The sequence below is a fragment of the Pseudomonas sp. MM211 genome (assembly GCF_020386635.1).
Classification (GTDB): Bacteria; Pseudomonadota; Gammaproteobacteria; order Pseudomonadales; family Pseudomonadaceae; genus Aquipseudomonas.
The window spans coordinates 2,581,608-2,598,802 of the sequence record NZ_CP081942.1 but is presented as its reverse complement, the minus strand read 5'-3'; the positions used below and the strand labels follow the sequence as shown (position 1 = coordinate 2,598,802).

Genomic DNA, 17,195 nt, shown 5'->3' with positions numbered 1-17,195 from the left:
TGTTTTTATCCTCGTTGACGCATCGAAGTTATTGTTCTTGTGCTTCGGTAATCGACGTTGCTATCGGCTGCGGTTCACCTCCTGACGCAGCAGGGCGTCCAGCGTATCCAGGCGAGCCCCCTGAAAGGCGACGGCCATGCCCGGCTCGAAGACGCGCCGGGCCAGCCCGCTCAGAATGTTGCCGGGAGGCAGTTCGAGGTGCAGGCGAACGCCCCGCTCGAAAGCCGTTTGCAGAGTGCCGGACCAATCCACGATCCGGCACATGTTGTTGGCCAGGTCGTCGCGCAGCGCATCTGGCTCGCTCAGCAGCCGCGCGCTGCTGCCACTCAGGTAGCGGACAGCGGGACGCCGCAGGGTGACATCGGCGAACGCTTCGCCCAAGCGTGCGGCGGGCTCGGTGAGCAGCGCGCAATGTGAGGGAACACTGACTGCCAGGGTTTTCACCGCGCCCGCACCGGCAGCCCGGGCACGCTCGCCCACGGCCTGCATCGCGGCATGACTGCCAGCGATCACCAACTGGTTTTCAGCATTGATATTGGCCAGGAACACCGGTGACTCCGGCCCGTTCACCTCTGTCAGCAAGCGCTCGATACGGTTCAGGTCGAGGCCGAGAATCGCCGTCATGCCGTAGCCCTGGGGATAGGCTTGTTGCATCAACTGGCCACGCAGAGCGACCAGACGCAGCGCATCGGCAAAACTCAGTGCATCGGCGACTACCGCAGCGGCGTAGGCCCCGATGGACAGCCCGGCGACATAGTCAGCCGCCAGACCCCGTGCCTTCAGCAAGCGGGCGCCGGCCACGCCGGCAATCAGCAGGCACAGTTGCACGGCGCGGGTGCCCCGCAAGGCCTCGGCACAATCCAGGTCGGAGAGCGTCTCGCCAAGCACTGCTTCGGCTTCCTCCAGGCAAGACTGAACGGCGGGCTCAGCCGGCAAGTCATGCAACATGCCGGGCTGCTGAGCGCCCTGGCCGGGGAATGCCCAGAGCGTACTCATGCCACGGATCGCTCTGCAGCCCAGGGATCACTGACCAACAGCGGCCCGGCATTGCTCTTGAGCAGAACCCTTGCCGCGCCACTGGCCCACTCACGCAAGGCCAGCGCACCGTAAGGGGTTTCCAGCTGCACGTCGATGCTGCCCGGGGCCCGGTCGATCAGCCTGCAAAGTTGTTCGGCCCCCGCACGGGATACTGGCTGGGTGGCGCGTATCAGCAGATCCAGGTCGCTGGCCGGGTGGGCGGCGGACAGCCCGCTGGCCAGTTCGAAGCCAAGGCTTCCGGTCACGCCCCAGCGTAGGCCGGTACGGTCGAGCTGTGGCGCGAGCCAGGCCAACGCACGCAGTGCCGGCCAGGCGCCGTTGGCATGGCGCATCCAACGACCGGTACGCGCGACGCCTTCAGGGCTGACGCGTCGGCGCACGTCGCCAAGGCGCATCCAGGTAGCGAAACGCTCTTCCCGGGTTCTGCCGCGAACGCCTACGGCCACCCAGCCTGGCTCGGCCAAGGCACGGCGCACCACCACCGGAGCGTGGCGCCCCAAGGCGCCACGTACCCAGGCCGGAGCGTCCAGTGGCAACTGTGCGACAGCAAAGCCCCACAGCAAATCATGGGGGTTGGGCACCATCGACGCTTCATTGATCATCAGAGACTCCTCGCCCCATGCAACGACTGCCGAGCACCTGCTACCACTCGGCGCGTAACAGCTCGCGTACCCGTGAAGACGCCGCTCGATTGGGCGCACCCAGACGACTGCGCAGATCCTTGCTGCCACCGGCGATATCCGCCAATGCTTTGATCAGGCAGCCCTCCACCCGCGTGCGATCGTCGCCGGTGGGCTGCGCGATGTTCTCGACCGACAGGGTTTCCCAGAGCAGGCCGAGGGAGCCGTAGCTGTCCAGGTCGTAGGCCATCGGCGGGATGCTGGCTGCCAGGCTTTCCAGTTCCTCGATGCTGCGTAGCGTGATCCGTGCAGCCGCCGCCTTGCCCATGGCATGCACCATGACGCCAGGATCGCGCAGGGCGATGAGCCGCTGCGCCTGGTAACCGTGAGCCAGAAAAGCACCGGACATCGCCTTGCCGACCAGCAGGCCGATCACCGCATGCCCCGCCAAACGGGCACGGGCATAGCTGTCGACCGCCGCGGCCAGAGCCTGGTGAATGCCGTAAGCCTCCTCCCGGCGGCCATAGGCCTGGCTCGGTACATCGACGATGGCGATCAGCGCTCGCTTGTGCGAGCCATTGGCGTCGGCCTGGATGACGTCATCCACGGCCTTGGCCAGCCCCCAGCCCTCGAGCAGCCCTACCTCACCATTACGGGCGCGGGGAAACGGATTGCTGCCATCGGCTACCACCGCGAGGTAGCGCACCGGCTGCTCGCCAAGTACGCCGTCGGCCACTAGCAGCGAAGCCGGCAGGCCTTCCAGCGGGGTAGCGCCTGCGGTCAATACCTGAAACCAGCTACGCCCGCGTTGTTCGCTTGCTCCGCTCATGGCTGTTCTCCTTGAAAGGCGCTACGCACTGCAGCGGCATCGGCCTGAATACTGGTATCGACGCGCTGCAGGCGCTCGAGGAACCAGGCATGCCGGCGGCTGCGTTCAAGCGCCGGCTTGCCCTGACGCAACAGCTCGATCACTGCATGGCGAATCGGCTCGACGTCGTCGGCCACATAGCGATCCACCAACGCGCTGGCATAGCGTTGTTCACCACCGGTGAGGCTCCAGATGAAGGGGCGATCCCGTGAGTCGTACTCATCAATCCCCGCCTCCTGCTCGATCACCTGCGGGCCGTTGAGCCCCAGGCGAGCCTCACGGGTCACCAGCAGATAACTGCACAGGCCTGCGGCGATCGACATGCCGCCAAAGCAGCCGACCGGGCCGGCCACCAGGCCGATCACCGGCTGGTACTGGCGCAGATCGACGATCGCCGCCTGGATCTCGGCAATCGCCGCCAGGCCGAGGTTGGCCTCCTGCAGGCGTACACCGCCAGTTTCCAGCAGCAATACGGCGCGGGTCGGCGTACCGTCACGGTTGTCCTGCGCGGCCAACTCCAGAGCGCCGGCAATCTTGGCCCCGCCCACCTCGCCCAGACTGCCACCCTGAAAGGCACCTTCGATGGCGATGACCACCGCTGGCTGCGCGTCGATCAGCCCCTTCGCAACCACCACACCGTCATCGGCCTGGGGCACGATGCCCTGCAGGGGCAGCCACGGCGAGACCACCCTGGCGAACGGATCGACCAGTTCGCGAAAACTGCCCGCATCGAGCAGCGCGCGAGCCCGCTGGCGTGCACCGAGCTCGGTGAAGCTGCGCTGCTCGAGCAACCGTTGGATCGTGGCGTCAGTCATGGTTCAGCTCCTCGAAACCTTGCTCCAGCCGCAAACGCACTACGCCGGGCGTGGCACCAAAGTCGTGAATTTCGATATTCATGGCCGGCAGCAGCTGCTCACGGAACATGCGCTCGAACAGCTGCTGCCAGCGCGGCGCACTACCGTTTACCGAGGTCACCACCTGAATCGCCAGGGTGCCGTCGGCACCGGGTTCCAGCAGTACCTCGAGATCGCCAGAGCCGACACAGCCGACCAGTGCGCGGTTACGGGCCGGCGCCCCGGCGGGGAATTGGAAGGACAGGGTTTCCATGTTCAGAGACTCCCAATCTGAGCCGGCAGACCACGCTGCAGGCGGTCGAGAAACAAGGACGCAGCGAGCAAATCCGCCGCGCCGCCTGGCGAGGCACGTAGCCGCAACATCTCGCCTTCCAGCTCACGCAGGCGGCGGCGCCCGGCCAGGCTGGCAACGCCACCGGCATCGAGCACGGCGCGGGCACCGTTCTGCATGCAGCGCAGGCCCTCGAGGCCCGCGCGGTAGAGCACACAGGTGTCGGCCAGCTGACTCATGATCGCCAGCAAGGCATCCAGCCGGGCGTTCTGCTCGCCAGCGCCAGCAGCGCGGCTGCTGGTCAGCTGTGGCAATGCATGATGGATGACCGATGGGAAAGCCAGTTGCGCCTCCTCCCGAGCACCATGAACACCATAGAGCCGGCAAACCTGGGTACCGTGGCTGTCGTCGCTGACCGGCAATGCTCGGTCGTCGAGCAATGCGATACGGGCAGCACGCACCACCACAGAGCTGGCGGCCAGCTGCCGGCTATCCAACGCAGCGCCAGCACACAGCAAGCCCAGCGCCCAGATAGCGCCACGATGGGTGTTGACGCCAGCGGTGACGCGCAGCATTTCCTGCTCACCTTCGCGGCCTATGCGGCCAAGCGCCTCGCGTAGCGTCTGATTGATTTCGCCTTCGGCCAGCGCGGCCTCCGCCATCGCCTTGAAGCAGGGCCATAGCGCCAATGCCGAGGCGTGCATCAGGCCCAGATGCAGATCGTGGTGGGCCCCACTGCCGCGCTTGTCGACCAGCCCCGGTTTGGGCGACAGGTCGGCTTCGTCGATCAGGGCGTCTACCGCCAGATCCGCGAGATACTCGCCGAGCGAAAGCTGCGGCTGCTTGGAATGGATAGCGCTCATCACCAGCTCCTGAATTTGGCGGGAGGGTTGTAGAGGCCGCCGGACCACTCGACCAGTTCGGCAATGCTCTTGGCCGCCAGCAGTTCACGGCTGGCGTCAGCGCGGCGGATGCCGAGGTCTTCCGGCAGGGCGATCAGTCCCTCGCGGCGCATACGCTCGGTATCTTTCGGGTTGTGACGCAGGCCGATGCTGGTGACGCCGGCGACCGCAGCAATCATCGCCTGGCGCTCCTCCAGCGATCGCGCCTTGTACAGGTAGGCGATGCCTTCCTCGGTCAGCAAGTGGGTGACGTCGTCGCCGTAGATCATGATCGGCGCCAGCGGCATACCAGCCTTCTGCGCTACGCCGACGGCATCGAGGGTTTCCACGAAGGTCGGCTTGCCGCCCTCCTGAAAGGTCTCGACCATCTGCACGACCAGCTTCTTGCCACGCTCCAACAATGGCGCATCGCTCTGCGCAGGGCGCATGTCCAGCCAGGCGGGTGTGCTGTGACGGCGCCCACGCGGGTCATGGCCCATGTTCGGCGCACCGCCAAAACCGGCCAGGCGACCGCGGGTCACGGTGGAGGAATGACCATCACCATCGACCTGCAGCGTCGCACCGATAAACAGGTCGACGGCGTACTGTCCGGCCAACTGGCACATCAGCCGGTTGGAACGCATGGAGCCGTCGCGGCCGGTGAAGAACACGTCCGGACGCTGGGCGATGTAGCCCTCCATGCCCAGCTCGGTACCGAAGCAGTGCACGCTTTCGACCCAGCCGGTCTCGATGGCCGGGATCAACGTCGGATGCGGATTGAGTGTCCAGTTGCGGCAAATCTTGCCCTTCAAGCCGAGGGACTCGCCGTAGGTCGGCAGGATAAGTTCGATGGCGGCGGTATTGAAGCCGATGCCATGGTTGAGCGACTGCACGTTGTGCTTCTCGTAGATGCCGCGGATCGCCATCATCGCCATCAACACATGCACGGGCTTGATATGGCGCGGATCACGGGTGAACAGCGGCTCGATGTAAAACGGCTTGTCCGCCACTACCACGAAGTCCACCCAGGATGCGGGAATGTCCACACGCGGCAACTCGTCGACGATCTCGTTGACCTGAAAGATGACGATGCCGTCGCTAAAGGCGGTGGGTTCGACCAGCGCCGGCGTGTCTTCGGTGCTCGGCCCGGTATAGATGTTGCCGTGGCGATCGGCCTGGAAACCAGCAAGCAGGGCAACATTGGGAATCAGGTCAACCAGCAGCCGCGAGTACAGCTCGATGTAGGTATGAATGGCGCCTACTTCGAGTAACCCATCTTCGAGCAGTTGGCTGATGCGCAGGCTCTGCGGGCCGGCAAAGGAGAAGTCGAGTTTGCGGGCGATGCCACGCTCGAACAGATCGAGGTGCTCGGCACGGCTGACGCTGGGCATGATCATGTGCAGGTCGTGCAGGCGGCTGGGGTCGACCTGAGCCAGCGAGCGAGAAAGGAAATCCGCCTGCTTCTGGTTGTTGCCTTCGAGCACTACCCGGTCGCCGGGAGCAATCAACGCTTCAAGGGCCGCGACGATCTTGTCGCTGGGCAGCACCACGCCATCGGCGAGTGTGCGCACCTGATCGAGACGTCGGGCCTTCTCGGCGCGGCGACGCGACCATTGCGGGGGTGGGGCGATTGTAGTTGTCATTGATGACTCCACGAATTCCGCTGTCGTGGCAGTACAGTAGGAGTGCGGGGAGACCCCATCAATCAAGCACGCTGTCGTATCGTTACGATCAGGTTAACGATGCGCATCGGTTACCGCCGAGGTGCAGACCGGGCATACTGCGCCACTGTTCCCCCGTTGCCCGGCCCACCATGCGCATTCACGTCACCTTCATCGATCGCGTCGGTATCACTCAGGAAGTGCTCGCCCTGCTGGGTGGCCGTAACCTCAATCTCGACGCTGTGGAAATGGTGCCGCCCAACGTCTACATCGACGCACCGACCCTGAGCGCAGCTGTGCTCGATGAGCTGCGCGAAGCGCTGTTCAAGGTGCGTGGGGTGCAAGCGGTGACCGTGGTGGACATTCTTCCCGGGCAACGCCGCCGGTTGCAGCTCGATGCATTGCTGGCAGCGATGAGCGATCCGGTACTAGCGGTCGATGGTGACGGCCGCGTATTGCTGGCCAACCCGGCGCTGATCAGCCTGTGCGGTCGAGAACCCGAAGGCGCAGCGCTGGGTGAGCTGTTCGCCGAGACGGATCTGCAACAGGCACTGCTCGATCAGCATTTCCGCCTGCCACTGCGTGAGGTGACACTGAACGGCCAGGCGCTGCTGCTGGAGGCCACGCCCATCAGCGAAACCGTCGAGACCGGGCAACTGGCCGGCGCCCTGCTGACCCTTTACGAACCCAGCCGTATAGGTGCTCGCTTGGCAGCGCTGCACCATGATCACGCCGAGGGCTTCGATTCGTTGCTTGGCGATTCACTGCCAATCCGTACCCTCAAGGCCCGCGCTCAGCGAGTCGCAACGCTGGACGCGCCTTTGCTGATCCACGGTGAAACCGGCACCGGCAAAGAATTGGTGGCGCGCGCCTGCCACGCCCTCAGCACGCGTCACAGTGCATCGTTTCTTGCCCTGAACTGCGCCGCCCTGCCAGAAAGCCTCGCCGAGAGCGAGCTGTTCGGCTATGCACCCGGCGCGTTTACCGGCGCACAACGCGGTGGCAAGCCGGGCCTACTGGAACTGGCCAACCACGGCACGGTATTTCTCGATGAGATCGGTGAGATGTCGCCGTACCTGCAGGCCAAGCTGCTGCGTTTTCTTAGCGACGGCACCTTTCGCAGGGTCGGCGGAGATCGCGAGGAGCGGGTCGATGTGCGCATCATCAGCGCCACGCACCGCAATCTGGAGCGGATGGTCAATGAAGGAGAATTTCGCGAGGACTTGTTCTATCGCCTGAACGTGCTCAACCTGCAGGTGCCGCCGCTGCGCGAGCGAGGTCAGGACATCCTGCTGCTGGCCCGACATTTCATGCAGCACGCTTGCGCGCAAATTCAGCGCACTCAATGCCGGCTGACGCCTGATACCTACGCTGCCCTATTGAGCAATCGCTGGCCAGGTAACGTGCGGCAGTTGCAGAACGTGATTTTCCGCGCCGCGGCGATCTGCGACAGCAATCTGGTGCAGATTGGTGATCTGGATATCGCTGGCACCGCCGTCGCTCAGCAAATCGGAGGGGAAGTCGGCAGCCTGGAGGCCGCGGTTGCAGCTTTCGAGAAGGACTTGCTGGAAAAACTCTACGCCAGTCATCCATCTACTCGGCAACTGGCTGCGCGCTTGAACACCTCGCACAGCGCCATTGCTACGCGGCTACGCAAATACGGCATCAAGGGCAATCGTTAGCACAGGCTAGTTGGAGATCGGGCAGGCGTTCCCATTGGGAACACCTGCGCCAGAATCATGGCTTACTGACCGCTGCCGCCACCAGCAGCGCCGCCTGCTCCGCTGCTAGCACCGCCGCCGGTACCATCACCAGTGCCGCTACCCGCACCGCCTGTTCCACCACCATTGGTGCCAGTACCACCTGGCATCGGGTCAGTACCGGCTCCAGTTCCATTCCCCGTACCCGTTCCGGTGCCTGGTGCAGTAGTGCCGCCATTGGTACCGGGAGTCGTGGTGCCGCCCGGAAGTGTGGTGCCGTCATCGGTGCCCAGGCCTGGGTCATCTGCTGGCACGGCAGGGGCTGAGGGAGTGGCGGGCCCGGTCTGTGGAGCAGTCGAATCTGCTACGGCAGGAAGCATCGCAGTGGCCAACAGGCCACTGAAGAGGAATGCTGTCATTTTGGTCTTGTTCATTATCATCACCTTTCATCCAGTTTGGTGGAAAGCTCGCCACTTTCATCAATGAAAGCGAACGCTCCCTACACCCGACCGGCTGCGGTTCAATAATGTTCGCCTAGCAGGATAAACGGTCGTTTACCCGCGTAGCGCCTCGGTGAACTCCGCGAGCCAGGGTTCGGCATCCTGTTCTGGAGTGACGCTTTCGCTGGCATCCACACGCAACATGGGCAGCACTTCGCGGACGCCCAATTCGCCATACAGCTCGCGCACCTGCTCGCCACCGCCGCAATAGGTGTCGCCATAGCTCGAATCGCCCAGAGCGATCACGCCACCAGGCAGAGCACTCCACGCAGGCAACCTGTCGCGGATCGCGAAGTACAGCGGCTGTAGATTATCTGGCAACTCGCCCATGCCGGTGGTCGAGGTCACTACCAGAAAGGCCTCTGGGCCGAATGCCAGAACATCCTCCAGGCTCGCCCGCGGGTTGTGCCAGGCGTCGAAACCGGCCTGCTTCAGCAGACCTTCAGCGTGCCGGGCCACCTCTTCAGCGGTGCCATAAACCGACCCGGACAGAATCGCGACTTTCATGAAAACTCCGTATGTTGAGAACTGCGCCGAGCATTATGCCGCATTGCGCAAGAGCTCGTTCAGCGCGGCCACGCGCTAGAAAGAGAGCGGTCAGGCGGGCCTCTGATAAACTGGCGAAAATGGCTGAGGGACGCATGAAATGATCAACGCCAAACTGCTGCAATTGGTGGTCGATGCCTCGAATGACGGCATCGTGGTCGCAGAGCAGGAGGGAGAGGACAACATCCTCATCTACGCCAATCCGGCATTCGAAACCCTGACCGGCTACAGCAGCGAAGAAATCCTCTATCAGGATTGTCGCTTTCTCCAAGCCGGCGATCGTGACCAGCCGTCACTGGCGCTGATTCGCGAAGCCGTGCGCACTCAGCAACCCTGCCGCCAGGTGATCCGCAACTATCGCAAGGATGGCAGCCCGTTCTGGAATGAGCTGTCGATCACCCCGGTATTCAATGAAGGCGATCAACTGACCTACTTCATCGGTATCCAGAAGAACGTCAGCGAGCACGTGCAGAATCAGGAACGGGTCAGGAAGCTGGAGGCCAAGGTGCAAGCCCTGCAAGCCGAGCTGGATGAATTGAAGCGACGGACGTACGGTAACGAAACCGGTGGCGAGTTGTCATAAGGGTGCTCCTACCTTGCGCAGAAAGCCGTCATGCAAGATTCGTCGCTCCTGACACCCCTCGAAATGGAATTCATACAACAACTTACCGAAAATAGCCCTGCCCCGGTCGATGTCGATCCGGGCCTGCAGGTCGATGCCGCGCGCCAGACTGCCGAGCTGCTGGCCAGCTGCGCCGCCATGGAGCAATTGACCATAGAAGCGCATGTCGCCAATCAGCGTTTGTCGTTCACGCCTCATCTGGTCACCGATGAGCAGAACACTCCGCATCTGGAACTTGGCGTGCCGCAGATCTTCGAAGAGGGTTCCTTCGATCGCGCCTGGCGCCTGCCTCTCGACCCGCCGCAACCGTTGCTGGCACGCGATGGGCAGCCAGGCAGCCTGTTTATCCATGAGCTGTCGCTAAGCGGCCTGCTGGTCGCACAAACCGCAAAAGCCTCACCGCCAGAGCGGTTCAGCCTCGACCTGGATGTCGATGAAATGGAACCGATCACCCTGCAAGGCAGGTTGGTGCGTGTGACCGACGACGGCATGTTGGCCTATGAGCTGACGCTGGACGAAGACAACGGCGAACGCCTGCAGAACTATCTGTATCAGCAACACCGCAGCCTGTATCCCCGCGCCCATCACCTCTGAGGCATTTGCCTCAGGTATCCAGGCGACCGCCCAGAAACTGCCGCAAACGTCGACGCATCAGACGGCCTTCGCTGCCCAGGCAAGCGATGGCTGAACCGCGCAGACTTTCCTCGAGCAGATCGGCACCCTCGCCCACCAGCGCGACCGGGCATTCGAGAGTGAGCGCCAGGCGTTCCACAGTCTGCGGGGTATCCGCTACTGGCGCCTGATTGGAAAACACGACCACTGCCACTGGCCGCATCCTGCCGCACACCTGCGGCAGTTCTTCCAGCGACTGGCCGATGCCCAGCACGTGCACGGCGACATCGGCCGGGCTCAGCAGCAGGCCGGTGACCAGTAACTCGAGCTCGCGGCAACGCCCCGGCAGTGCAACCAGCAACAGACGGCGACCAGGCTGATCACGCAGATTGTGCAACCGCTGCAACACGCGGCCACGCAGGAAAGTATCGAAGAACAGCCATTCACTACTGTATCCAGGACGACCATGACGCAGCAGCAGGCGCTGCCAGAGCGGCATGATGATGTCCTGAAAGGTGACCGACAGCGGGTAGCTGGAAAATACCTGCCCATAGACGCGACCCAACTCGGCCTCGTCATAGGCTTGCACGGCGTCCAGCAGACGGCTCTGCCACTGCGCCCACTCACCCGAAGTGGCCGACTCGTAGGTCGGTGCGCTGCTGGTTTCGCTGACACTGTGGCGAGCAAGAATCCGACCGACCTTGCTGACCGGTACGCCGCGCTCGATCCAGGCCAGAACGCTGCGCACCGTCTCGACGTCCGTAGGCGAGTACAGGCGATGACCACTGTCGGTACGCACCGGCTGGATCAACCCATAGCGCCGTTCCCAGGCACGTAGCGTCACAGGGTTCACGCCGGTCAATCGAGCCACTTCACGGATAGGGAACAGTTCCTCTTCCTTGAAAGCGCTTGAATTGAAAGGCATGAAACCAACCAGATCGGACATAAGGAAAACCGCTGCGGGGTCATAATCCTGCAAGTCTACTCCAGCTCGAAGTGCCTTTCATTTTAGTTGTACAAATCCTGTACACAAACTTTCAGCAGCGATGTTGCGCACTATCGGGTATTCGACCACCCCAAAATAGGGCATGGGTGGCCTCAGGAGCCGCTCAGGCGAAATACCTAAAAGGCAATTCTCGACAAGCGGTAGGGGCTCGAAGCCCCTGTAATGGCGGCGTTGAGCCTACTTTTGGCGGTGACACAGAGATTGCTGGATAATTTGTACAAAACAGGAATAATCCTTGCTGCGTTCAAGACGCGACTCACCACCCCGAGCCGCGCCATCCGCCTGACCCTACCCTGGCCAGGTGCTCTGCAGGAGATACACGATGTCTACCGAACCGGTCACCCTAATGGTGGCGCGCCGTGTTGCCAACGGGCGCTATCAAGATTTCATCGCCTGGCTACGCGAAGGCGAGCAACTGGCTACCGACTTCCCTGGCTATCTGGGCTCTGGCGTCCTGGCTCCACCGCCAGGTGACGACGAATTCCAGATGGTATTCCGCTTTACCGACGAGCAAACCATGGCCACCTGGGAGCATTCCGCATCCCGCAGTGCCTGGCTGAGCCGCGGCAAGGGCCTCTTCGCCCAGCCCCATGAACAGCGTGCTCTGGGCATCGACGCCTGGTTCGGCAGCGGCCTACGGCAGCCGCCGCGCTGGAAGCAGACCGTCGCCATCTGGCTGGCCTTCTTCCCGGTTTCTCTGGGCTTCAACCTGTTGTTCGGCGGCCTGCTGGCGGACGTTCCGCTGGTGATCCGCGTGCTGCTCAGCACCCTGGCGCTAACGCCGTTGATGACCTACCTGTTCATCCCTCTGGTCACCCGCCTGCTCGCGCCATGGCTGCAGGGCAACCGCCCTGCCGGCCTGCTGCGCCGCGTGAGCGCTCCAACCGGCCGCTGAGCCGGGAGCGCCATGGCCCCAGTAGGCCATGGCGCTTCGCTTTCCCACACTGTACGAAGGGTTGTACAGCTTCTGTGGCTACTATAACGTTGCGTGGTCAAGGCTACCGACTTTCATGGCGGCGCCTTTCCCGTTCATTCCCGGCCAATTCCCATGAGCGTCAGCAACGCCCAGATCCTGATCACCGGCGCCAGCCAGCGTGTCGGCCTCTATTGCGCCGAACGGCTGCTCGATGACGGCCATTCATTGATCGTCACCTACCGCAGTGACAGGCCTGAACTGGAGAAACTGCGGGATCGCGGCGTGCTGACCCTGCACGCCGACTTCACCAGCGAGGCGAGCATTCTCGACTTCATCGAACGCCTGCAGAGCCATACCGACGCGTTGCGCGCTATCGTGCACAACGCCTCGGCCTGGTTCGCGGAAGCGCCGGGTGAAGAAGCTGCGGCCTTTCAGCAACTGTTCACCGTACACATGCTGGCGCCCTACCTGATCAACCTGCACTGCGCAGCGCTGCTACAGCGCAGCGAACAGGCGGACATCATCCACATCAGCGATGACGTGGTGCGCAAGGGCAGCGGCAACCGGCCGGCGTACTGCGCCAGCAAAGCGGGCATGGACAGCCTGACGCTGTCCTTCGCCGCGCGCTTCGCGCCGGGCATCAAGGTCAACGGCATAGCCCCGGCCCTGCTGATGTTCAACCCGCAAGACGATGACGAATACCGAACCAAGGCGCTCGGCAAATCGGCACTGGGCTTCGAGCCCGGCCCCCATGTGATCTACCAGAGCCTGCGTTATCTGCTGGACACCCCCTACATCACCGGCACCACCCTGACCGTGAACGGCGGCCGCCACCTCAAGTGAGGCGCCGCGAGGACAATGAAGATGAACCCATTACTGCCCAATCATTACCGCGAAATCCTCCTCGGCATCGGCGAGAACCCCGAGCGCGAAGGTTTACTGGATACCCCCAAGCGCGCCGCCAAGGCCATGCAGTACCTGTGCAACGGCTATGAGAAGAGCCTGGAAGAGGTGGTCAACGGCGCCCTGTTCAGCTCCGACAGCGACGAGATGGTGATCGTCAAGGACGTCGAGCTCTACTCGCTCTGCGAACACCACCTGCTGCCGTTCATTGGTAAGGCTCACGTGGCTTACATTCCCACCGGCAAGGTGTTGGGGCTGTCGAAGATCGCCCGTATCGTCGACATGTACGCACGCCGCCTGCAGATCCAGGAAAACCTCACCCGGCAGATTGCCAACGCCATCGAGGAAGTCACCCAGGCCGCCGGCGTGGCCGTGGTCATCGAGGCCCAGCACATGTGCATGATGATGCGTGGCGTGGAGAAGCAGAACTCGGTGATGAGCACCTCGGTGATGCTCGGCGCCTTCCGCGAGTCCTACAATACACGCCATGAATTCCTGCAACTGATCGGACGGAGCAAGTAACCATGCCCAGACTGGAACCCGGCATGGCGCGTATTCGCGTCAAGGATCTGCGCCTGCGCACCTTCATCGGCATCAAGGAGGAGGAGATCAACAACAAGCAGGACGTGCTGATCAACCTGACCATCCTTTATCCGGCCGTTGACGCGGTGCGTGACAACGACATCGATCACGCCCTCAATTACCGCACCATTACCAAGGCTATTATCCGCCACGTCGAAGGCAACAGCTTCGCCCTTCTGGAGCGCCTGACCCAGGAAATTCTCGACTTGGTCATGAGCCACGAGGCGGTACGCTACGCTGAAGTTGAGGTCGACAAGCCCCACGCCTTGCGTTTCGCCGAATCGGTGTCGATCACCCTGGCCGGCCATCGCTGATCCGCGACAATCGGCAGGCGGCCCAGTTGCCGACCTGCCCGCCGGCTTTTATCATCGCCGCCATCCCTCCCGGAGAGAGCATCGCCATGAATGATCAACAACGTCTCGAACTGGAAGCAGCCGCCTATCGTCGCCTGGTTCAACACCTGCGCGAACGGCCGGACGTGCAGAACATCGACCTGATGAATCTGGCCGGTTTCTGCCGCAACTGCCTGTCCAAGTGGTACAAGGCCGCGGCTGACGATCTCGATATCGCGATCACCCCGGATCAGGCCCGCGAAGAGGTGTATGGCATGCCCTACGCCGAGTGGAAGGCCAAGTACCAGACCGAAGCCAGCGCCGAGCAGCAGGCTGCCTTCAACGCCAAGCCCCCAAAAGGAACAGCATGAGCCACCTGAACGACTTCCGCGCCCGCCTGAGCGGCGAGCACTTCGCCTTTGCCGAGACCCTGGCCTTCATCGCTGAGCACTATGACTATCAGCCCAGCGCCTTCCGCAACGGTGACGTCAGCAATGCCGCCGGCCAGAACGAAGGCTCGTGCAAGACCTTGGGCCTAGCCCAACTCGAAGGCCTCACCGATCAGGAAGCTCTGCAGTGCTTCGGCGAACACTACCGCAGCGTGCTGGCCACTCCCGAAGGCAGTGACCACGCCAATATCCGCGCCCTGATGAACAGCGGCCTGGTAGGCGTCAGTTTCGAACAGCAGTCGCTGACCCGCAAAGCCTGAGCCCTCTCGCACCCACGGCTGGGCGCTCGCCCGGCCAGCTCCGCTGCCCTGCCTAGCCGGTCGGCGGCACTCCTGACAATCATCACGCCCACACTAAAACCGCCCTGCAGCGAGATCGCCAAGGGAGCCGGATGATGCGTCGTGGGTGATGCTACAGAGAAATCGCACACCGGAACCCTGGCGAATGCAGGGCCCGGCGTGGACTGAAGAGGATAGCCGTTACAGCAGCTTGCGATCCTTGCCAGCAGCGATGCGCAGGCGCAGGGCATTGAGCTTGATGAAGCCCGCCGCGTCGGCCTGGTTATAGGCGCCGCCGTCTTCTTCGAAGGTGGCGATGTTGGCATCGAACAGCGAGTCGTCGGACTGACGGCCAGTGACGATGACGTTGCCCTTGTACAGCTTAAGGCGAACCACACCATTCACGTTGGCTTGGGAGGCGTCGATCATCTGTTGCAGCATCAGACGCTCCGGGCTCCACCAGAAACCGTTGTAGATCAGGCTGGCGTACTTCGGCATCAGCTCGTCTTTCAGGTGAGCGACTTCGCGATCCAGGGTGATCGACTCGATGGCGCGGTGGGCACGCAGCATGATGGTGCCGCCCGGGGTCTCGTAGCAGCCACGGGACTTCATGCCGACGTAACGGTTCTCGACGATGTCCAGACGACCGATGCCGTTCTCGCCGCCGATGCGGTTCAGTTCGGCCAGCACGGTGGCTGGGCTCAGCTCCTTGCCGTCGATGGCAACGATGTCGCCGGCCTTGTAGGTCAGCTCGATGTAGGTCGGGCTGTCCGGAGCCGCTTCAGGCGACTTGGTCCAACGCCACATGTCTTCTTCGTGCTCGGTCCAAGTGTCTTCCAACACGCCGCCTTCATAGGAAATGTGCAGCAGGTTGGCATCCATGGAGTACGGCGACTTCTTCTTGCCGTGACGCTCGATCGGGATCGCATGCTTCTCGGCATAATCCATCAGCTTTTCGCGGGACAGCAGATCCCACTCGCGCCAAGGAGCGATCACTTTCACACCGGGCTTGAGCGCGTAGGCGCCCAGCTCGAAGCGAACCTGGTCGTTGCCCTTGCCGGTAGCACCATGGGAGATGGCGTCAGCGCCGGTCTCGTTGGCGATCTCGATCAAACGCTTGGCGATCAGCGGGCGCGCGATGGAAGTACCCAGCAGGTACTCGCCTTCGTAAACGGTGTTGGCGCGGAACATCGGGTAGACGAAGTCGCGAACGAACTCTTCGCGCAGGTCATCGATGTAGATTTCCTTGACGCCCATTGCCTTGGCCTTGGCGCGGGCCGGCTCGACCTCTTCGCCCTGACCGAGATCGGCGGTGAAGGTCACCACTTCACAGTTATAGGTATCTTGCAGCCACTTGAGGATCACCGAGGTGTCCAGGCCACCGGAATAGGCCAGAACTACCTTTTTGACGTCCGCCATGCCATCCACTCCACGGGTTGTTCGGAAAGCCCGTGATTCTACTGCCCATGGCCCGCGATTTACAGGGGTGCGACAGGCCATGGCATTGAAGCGACAGGATCAGGAGGTGGCAGCGGGCGTTGAAGGCACCGCCGGGGCGGCCTGTTCGGCAGGCTGCGCGGGGGCTTCAGGCACCTTATCGAGGCTTATGGACACCCTGCGGTTCCTTTCCCGGTTGGCGGCCGTGGTGTTGGGCGCCAGCGGGTAACGCTCGCCGTGAAAGCGCATGACGATGCGCTCTTCGGGGATGCCCTGAGCCTTGAAGTACTCCATCACCGCCAGCGCCCGGCGGCGCGACAGGTCGCGGTTGGTCAGGCGGTTGCCGCTGTTGTCGGAGTGACCGTCCAGCTCAATGCGATTGACAGCAGGGTCGGCCTTCATGAAATCGAGGATGATTTCCAGCTTGGCCTTGGCCATGGGGTCGAGCTCTGCCCCGCCGCCCGGGAAGCCGACGGTGGACTTGCGCACCTGGTCGAAGTTGACCGGTAACAGCTTGGCCGTGCAGTTCAGGTAATCGTCGTAGGCCTTGCGAAAGCGTACCGGCAGCATCCGCACCTCGAGATCACCACCCACCTGGCTACGATGGCGCACCAGCGGGCTGCGCCCTTCCAGCAAGCCGGTCAGCAAACGCCCAGCCTGCTCCTGGCTACTGTTGAACGGCACTTCGCCGCTGCCGACGCTAACCACACCGAGGTTGATGTCGCCACGCCCCGGCTGCCAGGGCGCCGCTGCCGCGAGTAGCGTTGCCGAGCCGCTGCCCAGCCAGCGCTCCCGGGGCTGCAGACGGAAGGTCGCCTGTTCGCCCGCACGGCGCACGAACTGGCCCGAACCGAAATCAGTGATCGGTTGCGTCAGCCGGCATTCGAACTGGTCGCCGGCCACCTGCCATTCGACCTTTTCCAGACGAGTCTGGAAGCTGATCGCGGCCACAGGCAGACTCAAGCCTGCGCCGGCGAGCAATCCGACGATGAGGAAAAGAGGCTGGCGCACAGCGAGCTCCACAAGAAAACATAACGTTCCCTGTGGGTATCGGTGGCGGCGGAGAAAACTTGAGCCGTGCGATGGCCTATCTGCGGCGTGCCCCCGCCGGGCTTTTCC

General features: G+C 62.9%; 21 protein-coding genes. 9 read left to right on the top strand and 12 right to left on the bottom strand.

Going from position 1 to position 17,195, the window contains the following annotated elements; all coding sequences use genetic code 11:
- Positions 1-60 precede the first annotated feature (60 nt).
- Genes mdcH through mdcA form a run of 7 tightly spaced genes read right to left on the bottom strand, consistent with a single transcriptional unit; the run spans position 61 to position 6,175 of the window.
- Complete coding sequence (mdcH, locus tag K5Q02_RS11880; protein WP_225839443.1) at positions 61-996, bottom strand: malonate decarboxylase subunit epsilon; 936 nt, start codon at positions 994-996, stop codon at positions 61-63.
- Positions 993-1,640, bottom strand: coding sequence for a malonate decarboxylase holo-ACP synthase (locus K5Q02_RS11875; protein WP_225839441.1), 648 nt, complete (start codon positions 1,638-1,640; stop codon positions 993-995). Before K5Q02_RS11875 ends, mdcH begins: the two co-directional genes overlap by 4 nt.
- A 40-nt stretch (positions 1,641-1,680) precedes the next feature.
- On the bottom strand, positions 1,681-2,487 hold the full coding sequence (mdcE, locus tag K5Q02_RS11870; RefSeq protein ID WP_225839439.1) for a biotin-independent malonate decarboxylase subunit gamma: 807 nt from the start codon (positions 2,485-2,487) through the stop codon (positions 1,681-1,683).
- Complete coding sequence (locus tag K5Q02_RS11865; protein ID WP_225839437.1) at positions 2,484-3,341, bottom strand: biotin-independent malonate decarboxylase subunit beta; 858 nt, start codon at positions 3,339-3,341, stop codon at positions 2,484-2,486. The genes mdcE and K5Q02_RS11865 overlap by 4 nt, the downstream gene beginning before the upstream one ends.
- Complete coding sequence (locus tag K5Q02_RS11860; RefSeq protein ID WP_225839435.1) at positions 3,334-3,633, bottom strand: malonate decarboxylase subunit delta; 300 nt, start codon at positions 3,631-3,633, stop codon at positions 3,334-3,336. The genes K5Q02_RS11865 and K5Q02_RS11860 overlap by 8 nt, the downstream gene beginning before the upstream one ends.
- 2 nt (positions 3,634-3,635) lie before the next feature.
- Positions 3,636-4,514 carry a triphosphoribosyl-dephospho-CoA synthase gene (locus K5Q02_RS11855; RefSeq protein WP_225839433.1) on the bottom strand — a complete coding sequence of 293 codons (879 nt, stop codon included), beginning with the start codon at positions 4,512-4,514 and terminating at the stop codon, positions 3,636-3,638.
- Positions 4,514-6,175 (bottom strand): malonate decarboxylase subunit alpha, encoded by a 1,662-nt coding sequence (gene mdcA / locus K5Q02_RS11850; RefSeq protein ID WP_225839431.1) that lies wholly within the window; start codon positions 6,173-6,175, stop codon positions 4,514-4,516. Before mdcA ends, K5Q02_RS11855 begins: the two co-directional genes overlap by 1 nt.
- Before the next feature lie 170 nt (positions 6,176-6,345).
- Between mdcA and K5Q02_RS11845 the strand changes: the two genes are divergently transcribed.
- Positions 6,346-7,875, top strand: a complete 1,530-nt coding sequence (locus K5Q02_RS11845) for a sigma-54-dependent transcriptional regulator (RefSeq protein WP_225839430.1) — start codon at positions 6,346-6,348, stop codon at positions 7,873-7,875.
- A gap of 55 nt (positions 7,876-7,930) precedes the next feature.
- Here K5Q02_RS11845 and K5Q02_RS11840 read toward each other — a convergent pair whose 3' ends face one another.
- Both K5Q02_RS11840 and K5Q02_RS11835 read right to left on the bottom strand, forming a co-directional pair.
- A complete protein-coding gene (locus K5Q02_RS11840; RefSeq protein WP_225839428.1) occupies positions 7,931-8,197 on the bottom strand; it encodes a hypothetical protein in 267 nt (88 codons plus the stop codon).
- 250 nt (positions 8,198-8,447) lie between these two features.
- Positions 8,448-8,900, bottom strand: a complete 453-nt coding sequence (locus K5Q02_RS11835; RefSeq protein WP_225839426.1) for a flavodoxin — start codon at positions 8,898-8,900, stop codon at positions 8,448-8,450.
- Positions 8,901-9,039: 139 nt separating this feature from the next.
- On the opposite strand from K5Q02_RS11835, the gene K5Q02_RS11830 reads away from it, so the two are divergent.
- Together K5Q02_RS11830 and K5Q02_RS11825 are read left to right on the top strand one after the other, a co-directional pair.
- Positions 9,040-9,522: a PAS domain-containing protein gene (locus K5Q02_RS11830; RefSeq protein ID WP_225839424.1), complete on the top strand. Its 483-nt coding sequence runs from the start codon at positions 9,040-9,042 to the stop codon at positions 9,520-9,522.
- Positions 9,523-9,585: 63 nt separating this feature from the next.
- Positions 9,586-10,155 (top strand): PilZ domain-containing protein, encoded by a 570-nt coding sequence (locus K5Q02_RS11825; RefSeq protein WP_225839422.1) that lies wholly within the window; start codon positions 9,586-9,588, stop codon positions 10,153-10,155.
- A gap of 10 nt (positions 10,156-10,165) precedes the next feature.
- Here K5Q02_RS11825 and K5Q02_RS11820 read toward each other — a convergent pair whose 3' ends face one another.
- Positions 10,166-11,119 (bottom strand): MerR family transcriptional regulator, encoded by a 954-nt coding sequence (locus K5Q02_RS11820; protein ID WP_442963985.1) that lies wholly within the window; start codon positions 11,117-11,119, stop codon positions 10,166-10,168.
- 382 nt (positions 11,120-11,501) lie between these two features.
- Here K5Q02_RS11820 and K5Q02_RS11815 point away from each other — a divergent pair, with 382 nt between their 5' ends.
- From K5Q02_RS11815 to K5Q02_RS11790, 6 genes are all read left to right on the top strand, one after another.
- Entirely contained in the window at positions 11,502-12,074 is a 573-nt protein-coding gene (locus K5Q02_RS11815; protein WP_225839418.1) for an antibiotic biosynthesis monooxygenase, read from the top strand.
- A gap of 153 nt (positions 12,075-12,227) precedes the next feature.
- The gene (gene folM, locus K5Q02_RS11810; RefSeq protein WP_225839416.1) at positions 12,228-12,938 is read left to right on the top strand and encodes a dihydromonapterin reductase; all 711 of its coding nucleotides are present in this window, start codon (positions 12,228-12,230) and stop codon (positions 12,936-12,938) included.
- Positions 12,939-12,959: 21 nt separating this feature from the next.
- Positions 12,960-13,520, top strand: a complete 561-nt coding sequence (folE, locus tag K5Q02_RS11805) for a GTP cyclohydrolase I FolE (RefSeq protein WP_042552074.1) — start codon at positions 12,960-12,962, stop codon at positions 13,518-13,520.
- Positions 13,521-13,522: 2 nt separating this feature from the next.
- Positions 13,523-13,894 carry a dihydroneopterin triphosphate 2'-epimerase gene (gene folX, locus K5Q02_RS11800; protein ID WP_225839414.1) on the top strand — a complete coding sequence of 124 codons (372 nt, stop codon included), beginning with the start codon at positions 13,523-13,525 and terminating at the stop codon, positions 13,892-13,894.
- 86 nt (positions 13,895-13,980) lie between these two features.
- Positions 13,981-14,283, top strand: a complete 303-nt coding sequence (locus K5Q02_RS11795; RefSeq protein WP_225839413.1) for a DUF1244 domain-containing protein — start codon at positions 13,981-13,983, stop codon at positions 14,281-14,283.
- The gene (locus tag K5Q02_RS11790; RefSeq protein WP_225839411.1) at positions 14,280-14,621 is read left to right on the top strand and encodes a HopJ type III effector protein; all 342 of its coding nucleotides are present in this window, start codon (positions 14,280-14,282) and stop codon (positions 14,619-14,621) included. Before K5Q02_RS11795 ends, K5Q02_RS11790 begins: the two co-directional genes overlap by 4 nt.
- A gap of 219 nt (positions 14,622-14,840) precedes the next feature.
- Here the strand turns inward: K5Q02_RS11790 and K5Q02_RS11785 are convergent, their stop codons facing one another.
- Positions 14,841-16,058 carry an argininosuccinate synthase gene (locus K5Q02_RS11785; protein ID WP_225839409.1) on the bottom strand — a complete coding sequence of 406 codons (1,218 nt, stop codon included), beginning with the start codon at positions 16,056-16,058 and terminating at the stop codon, positions 14,841-14,843.
- A gap of 99 nt (positions 16,059-16,157) precedes the next feature.
- Positions 16,158-17,087: a flagellar protein MotY gene (locus tag K5Q02_RS11780; RefSeq protein ID WP_225839407.1), complete on the bottom strand. Its 930-nt coding sequence runs from the start codon at positions 17,085-17,087 to the stop codon at positions 16,158-16,160.
- Positions 17,088-17,195: the final 108 nt, after the last annotated feature.

Bases quoted from the DNA above. Each gene is read 5' to 3' on its own strand.
- mdcH (WP_225839443.1), bottom strand. From the start codon at position 996: ATGAGTACGCTCTGGGCATTCCCCGGCCAGGGCGCTCAGCAGCCCGGC.
- K5Q02_RS11875 (WP_225839441.1), bottom strand. From the start codon at position 1,640: ATGATCAATGAAGCGTCGATGGTGCCCAACCCCCATGATTTGCTGTGG.
- mdcE (WP_225839439.1), bottom strand. From the start codon at position 2,487: ATGAGCGGAGCAAGCGAACAACGCGGGCGTAGCTGGTTTCAGGTATTG.
- K5Q02_RS11865 (WP_225839437.1), bottom strand. From the start codon at position 3,341: ATGACTGACGCCACGATCCAACGGTTGCTCGAGCAGCGCAGCTTCACC.
- K5Q02_RS11860 (WP_225839435.1), bottom strand. From the start codon at position 3,633: ATGGAAACCCTGTCCTTCCAATTCCCCGCCGGGGCGCCGGCCCGTAAC.
- K5Q02_RS11855 (WP_225839433.1), bottom strand. From the start codon at position 4,514: ATGAGCGCTATCCATTCCAAGCAGCCGCAGCTTTCGCTCGGCGAGTAT.
- mdcA (WP_225839431.1), bottom strand. From the start codon at position 6,175: ATGACAACTACAATCGCCCCACCCCCGCAATGGTCGCGTCGCCGCGCC.
- K5Q02_RS11845 (WP_225839430.1), top strand. From the start codon at position 6,346: ATGCGCATTCACGTCACCTTCATCGATCGCGTCGGTATCACTCAGGAA.
- K5Q02_RS11840 (WP_225839428.1), bottom strand. From the start codon at position 8,197: ATGACCCAGGCCTGGGCACCGATGACGGCACCACACTTCCGGGCGGCA.
- K5Q02_RS11835 (WP_225839426.1), bottom strand. From the start codon at position 8,900: ATGAAAGTCGCGATTCTGTCCGGGTCGGTTTATGGCACCGCTGAAGAG.
- K5Q02_RS11830 (WP_225839424.1), top strand. From the start codon at position 9,040: ATGATCAACGCCAAACTGCTGCAATTGGTGGTCGATGCCTCGAATGAC.
- K5Q02_RS11825 (WP_225839422.1), top strand. From the start codon at position 9,586: ATGGAATTCATACAACAACTTACCGAAAATAGCCCTGCCCCGGTCGAT.
- K5Q02_RS11820 (WP_442963985.1), bottom strand. From the start codon at position 11,119: ATGTCCGATCTGGTTGGTTTCATGCCTTTCAATTCAAGCGCTTTCAAG.
- K5Q02_RS11815 (WP_225839418.1), top strand. From the start codon at position 11,502: ATGTCTACCGAACCGGTCACCCTAATGGTGGCGCGCCGTGTTGCCAAC.
- folM (WP_225839416.1), top strand. From the start codon at position 12,228: ATGAGCGTCAGCAACGCCCAGATCCTGATCACCGGCGCCAGCCAGCGT.
- folE (WP_042552074.1), top strand. From the start codon at position 12,960: ATGAACCCATTACTGCCCAATCATTACCGCGAAATCCTCCTCGGCATC.
- folX (WP_225839414.1), top strand. From the start codon at position 13,523: ATGCCCAGACTGGAACCCGGCATGGCGCGTATTCGCGTCAAGGATCTG.
- K5Q02_RS11795 (WP_225839413.1), top strand. From the start codon at position 13,981: ATGAATGATCAACAACGTCTCGAACTGGAAGCAGCCGCCTATCGTCGC.
- K5Q02_RS11790 (WP_225839411.1), top strand. From the start codon at position 14,280: ATGAGCCACCTGAACGACTTCCGCGCCCGCCTGAGCGGCGAGCACTTC.
- K5Q02_RS11785 (WP_225839409.1), bottom strand. From the start codon at position 16,058: ATGGCGGACGTCAAAAAGGTAGTTCTGGCCTATTCCGGTGGCCTGGAC.